General features: G+C 70.4%; 5 protein-coding genes. 3 read left to right on the top strand and 2 right to left on the bottom strand.

From position 1 onward, the window contains the following. A partial coding sequence (locus ACWDTP_RS37700; protein ID WP_450028314.1) for an MMPL family transporter occupies nt 1–338 on the top strand: 338 nt, incomplete at its 5' end. Nucleotides 339–356: 18 nt separating this feature from the next. On the opposite strand, the gene ACWDTP_RS37705 is transcribed toward ACWDTP_RS37700, so the two are convergent. Beyond that, nucleotides 357–1109, bottom strand: coding sequence for an ArsR/SmtB family transcription factor (locus tag ACWDTP_RS37705; RefSeq protein ID WP_450028318.1), 753 nt, complete (start codon nt 1107–1109; stop codon nt 357–359). Between the two features lie 541 nt (nt 1110–1650). On the opposite strand from ACWDTP_RS37705, the gene ACWDTP_RS37710 reads away from it, so the two are divergent. Continuing rightward, nucleotides 1651–2274, top strand: coding sequence for a peptidoglycan endopeptidase (locus tag ACWDTP_RS37710; protein WP_450028315.1), 624 nt, complete (start codon nt 1651–1653; stop codon nt 2272–2274). 62 nt (nt 2275–2336) lie between these two features. Further along, a complete protein-coding gene (yaaA, locus tag ACWDTP_RS37715) occupies nt 2337–3083 on the top strand; it encodes a peroxide stress protein YaaA (RefSeq protein ID WP_450028316.1) in 747 nt (248 codons plus the stop codon). Between the two features lie 11 nt (nt 3084–3094). Here the strand turns inward: yaaA and ACWDTP_RS37720 are convergent, their stop codons facing one another. After that, a complete protein-coding gene (locus tag ACWDTP_RS37720) occupies nt 3095–4012 on the bottom strand; it encodes a TauD/TfdA dioxygenase family protein (protein ID WP_450028317.1) in 918 nt (305 codons plus the stop codon). Nucleotides 4013–4120 lie beyond the last annotated feature (108 nt).

Here is a 4120-nt window from a genome sequence, read left to right on the forward strand (position 1 = left end):
TGGTGTCCCGAATGCGGGAGGAGATCCACGCCGGGCTCAACACCGGCATGATCCGGGCCATGGGCGGCAGCGGTTCGGTGGTCACCTCCGCCGGGCTGGTGTTCGCGTTCACCATGATGTCGATGGCGGTCAGCGAGCTGGCGGTGATCGGTCAGGTCGGCACCACGATCGGCCTCGGCCTGCTCTTCGACACCCTGGTGATCCGATCCTTCATGACCCCGTCCATCGCGGCGCTGCTCGGCAAGTGGTTCTGGTGGCCGCAACGGGTGCGCCAGCGCCCGCCGCCCGAGCCGTGGCCGGCTCCGGTCCAGCGCGATCCACAGCAGGCGATGACCTGACCCGTCCCGCCGACGGGATCAGGCTGGCGGGTTCGGCTGCTCCAGGCCGGATTTCAGGTTGGCCAGCGTGCGCGGCCAGAGCTGCGAGATCAGCTCGCGCACAGTTCCTTCCGGCCCCAACCGGTCATGGAGCACCGTGAGCTTCACCTGATCCTGCGCAGGCTCGAGCTCGAAGGACACCCGCGACCGCCGCTCGGCCGCGGCCCGCGCGATGATCTCCTCGTCCAGGCCGGGGTCGACGGTGCGGATCGCCGGGACGAAGGTGTGGAAGGTGAACGCGAGCCGACGGTACGGATCGGATTCGACGATCACCTGACCGGGATCGGTGATCCGCAACCCGCCCTGCGTCCAGGTGTAGGGCGATCCTCGCAGCCAATCCGATTCGACGGCATGACCCATATGGCGGTTCGACGACTCCGGATTGGTGACCGCATGCCACAGCCGTTCCGGGGTGGTGCGGATATAGGTGATGTAGACGAACTCACCGCGCGCATTCCCCGGCGCCGCCCGCCGGTGGTCGTAACGGTCGATCCAGCGGTCGGCGACGAGGTGGATCGGCCCCGCGTCGAGGTGGTGCCGCCTCTCCCGGCCCTGCCACGTCACCGACACCAGGCCGGCCGCCGCCAGAACGGCCAGATGCTTGGTGACCGACTGCCGCGCCATCGACAAGCCCGAACACAGTTCGGTCAGGCTCTGCCCGTCGCGATCGTTGAGGCTGTCGAGGAGCAGCCGCCGACTGGGGTCGGCCAGCGCCCGGAAGACCCCGTCCACGTCCACCAACCCCTCCGACCGGGCAGCCGTCCGGCCGCACCACCGAATTATGCAGCCACACGGCTGCATGTCAACGCGCGACGGCGCGACCACCACACCCGGCGCACTCGGCACACCCCCGCGCGCGGAACCCAGTCGAATTTGCTGAAATCACCTCCCCCGACCCGTCGACGGCCGCCAACGGCGGACGCTCGGCTCGCGGCCGCCGCCGGAGCACCGAGCGCCGCGCCGGATCACCGCGCCGACGTCACGAACTCGCTGAAACATCCTCCATACAAGGCGATTTCGGCTCACAACCGAGACCGGAGACCGTCCCGGCACCCGTGACGTTATGTGCACACAGATGCTGCGGCAAGGACATTGAGCCGTACCGTCACAGCCGGGGCGACGGGCCTCGGTTATCGCTTAACCACCTGAAAACCGCCGTTATTGAGGACAACACTGCCGCCCCGGTGGGGTGAACCGGCCCGCAATCGGGCTCCGCAGTGGGCGCCATCACATATTTTGGGCGGCCGAAACGGCTCTGGTAATTTCCCGCCGCATGTTTGCTATCGCGACGTTGATGGCGCTTGTCCAGCAGGTTTCGGGCACGCCCTACATCTCCGGTGGGGACACCCCGGCCGGCACCGACTGCTCGGGACTGGCGTCCTGGGTCAGCAATGTGGCCACCGGCCGCCCCGCCTTCGGGGACCGGTTCAACACCGGCAACCAGGAGCGCGCACTGCTGGCCCGCGGCTTCAAGTACGGCACCCAACCGGGCGCCCTGGTGATCGGCTGGAACGGCGGGCACACCGCGGTGACCCTGCCCGACGGCACCGCGGTGTCCTCCGGCGAGGGCGGCCGCGGGGTCAAGATCGGCGGCGGTGGCGCCTACCAGTCCCAGTTCACCCGCCACATGTATCTGCCCGCGCCGGACGAGGCGCCCGCCGAGCCCGCACCGATGCCGTTCGGTGCGCCGCCGCCGGAAGCCCCCGTTCCGCCGGGGCCGCCGCCACCCCCGGCCGATCCGTTCGCACCGCCGCCGCCACCGGCCGACCCGTTCGCACCGCCGCCACCGCCGGCCGCACCCGCGGCGGCACCGGCACCGTTCCTGCTGGACGTACCCCCGCCACCGGCTCCGCCCGCCCCGGATGCGCCGCAGGCTCCCCCGGTCACGCCCGTCTGAGCCGACCGGGATCACACCGGCCACGACGCGGGGCAGCGCCACCGCTCCGATAACGTCTCGGTGTGATCGTGCTGCTGCCCCCATCGGAGACCAAACGCATCGGTGGGGACGGCCCGCCGCTACGGCTGGACGAGTTGGCCGCACCCGCGCTCACCACCCTGCGCCGGACCCTCGTCGACGAGCTGCTCGGCCTGGCCGCCGATCCGGCGGCCAGCCGTAAGGCGCTCGGACTCTCGCCGGCCCAGGACGCCGAGATCGAACGCAACGCCACGCTGCACACCGCGCCCACCCTGCCGGCGATCCACCGCTACACCGGTGTGTTGTACGACGCCCTCGACGTCGAGTCGCTGCGCGGGGCGGCCGCCGCGAGGGCCCGGGCCCGGCTGGCGGTCGGGTCGGCGTTGTTCGGGCTGCTGCGCGCCGATGACCTGGTCCCCGCGTACCGGCTCTCGGCCACCTCGAAGCTGCCCGGCCGTCCGGGCCTGAGTGCGCGCTGGCGCCCCGTGCTCGAGCCGGTGCTGGCCGAGCTGGCCGATGGTGAACTGATCGTCGACCTGCGTTCCGGCTCGTACGCGGCGCTCGGCCGGATCCCCGGCGCGGTCCGCGTCCAGGTGCTCGCCGAACACCCCGACGGTCACCGGACCGTGATCAGTCACTTCAACAAGGCCCACAAGGGACACCTGGCCCGCATCCTGGTCAGCTCGCGGGCCGAGCCCGACGACGCCGCCTCGGTGGCGGCCGTGGCCCGGCGGGCCGGGATGCGGGTGGAACGCCGGGGTGCCGAGCTGACCGTCGTGGTCGCGGCCTGAGCGACGACCGCTCAGATCGCGTCGAACGGCTCGCCGTCCAACGCCACCGACGGCCGCCCGTCCGGTCCCTTCGGCACGTCGCCCACCAACGTCACCCGGTACAGCCGCCGGTCGTGGTCGAGGGTCAGATCCGACGGCGCGAGGTGAACCGTCGACCGGTTGTCCCAGAAGGCAACGCTTCCCGGCTCCCATTTGAACCGCACCGTGTACTCGGGCCGGGCCAGCTCGTCGTAGAACAGGCCGAGCAGCCGCCGGCTCTCGTGCGCCGACACGTCGACGATATGGCTGGTGAATCCGGGATTGACGTAGAGCGCCTTCTCCCCCGTCTCCGGGTGCACCCGCACCACCGGGTGCTCGGTCAGCAGCGGGCGCCTGCTGACCCTGCGCTGGTAGTCGTCGGTGGCCGTCGCACCGTCCGGCGGTGCGAAGCGGTGTACGGCCCGCAATCCGTCGGCGAGCCCGCGCAGCGGCGCCGACAGACCCGCGTAGGCCGCAACGGTGTTGGACCACTGGGTATCTCCGCCGTAGGGCGGGATCTCCTCCGCCCGGAGGATGGACGCCGCGGGCGGGTTGACCGCCGCGGTCACATCGGCGTGCCAGTTGGTCTTGTCGTACCCGCGGCTGCTGCCGTAGCGAGCCTTGAACCGATCCCGGAAGATCGGATAGATGGTCGGGTAATCCGGGTCGGGGATGGAATCGAACAGCGGATGGGCTGGGGTCGGATCGCCGAAGGCCCGCGCGAACCGCAGGTGATCGTCGTGGCCGATGACCTGATCGCGGAAGAACACCACCTTCCATTTCAGCAGTGCGGCACGGATTTCGGCGATCTGGCCATCGGTCAGCGGTTCGGTCAGATCGACGCCGTGGATCTCGGCTCCGGTCCACCCGGATTGCGGGCGCACGCTCAGCGTGGATGCCAGTTTGGTCATCGGGTATCCCTTTCTAGTACTACAGCCGCACTTATGGGGAGGCGCCTCTGGCTGCGTAGTGGCATCGGCGGGCGCGGGCTTGGTGGCGGCGTCGCCAGTGTGACCAGC

The sequence above is a fragment of the Mycobacterium sp. NPDC003449 genome (assembly GCF_053588415.1).

Excerpts from the sequence above, each read along its gene's own strand:
- ACWDTP_RS37720 (WP_450028317.1), bottom strand. The coding sequence starts at position 4,012 with ATGACCAAACTGGCATCCACGCTGAGCGTGCGCCCGCAATCCGGGTGG.
- ACWDTP_RS37710 (WP_450028315.1), top strand. The coding sequence starts at position 1,651 with ATGTTTGCTATCGCGACGTTGATGGCGCTTGTCCAGCAGGTTTCGGGC.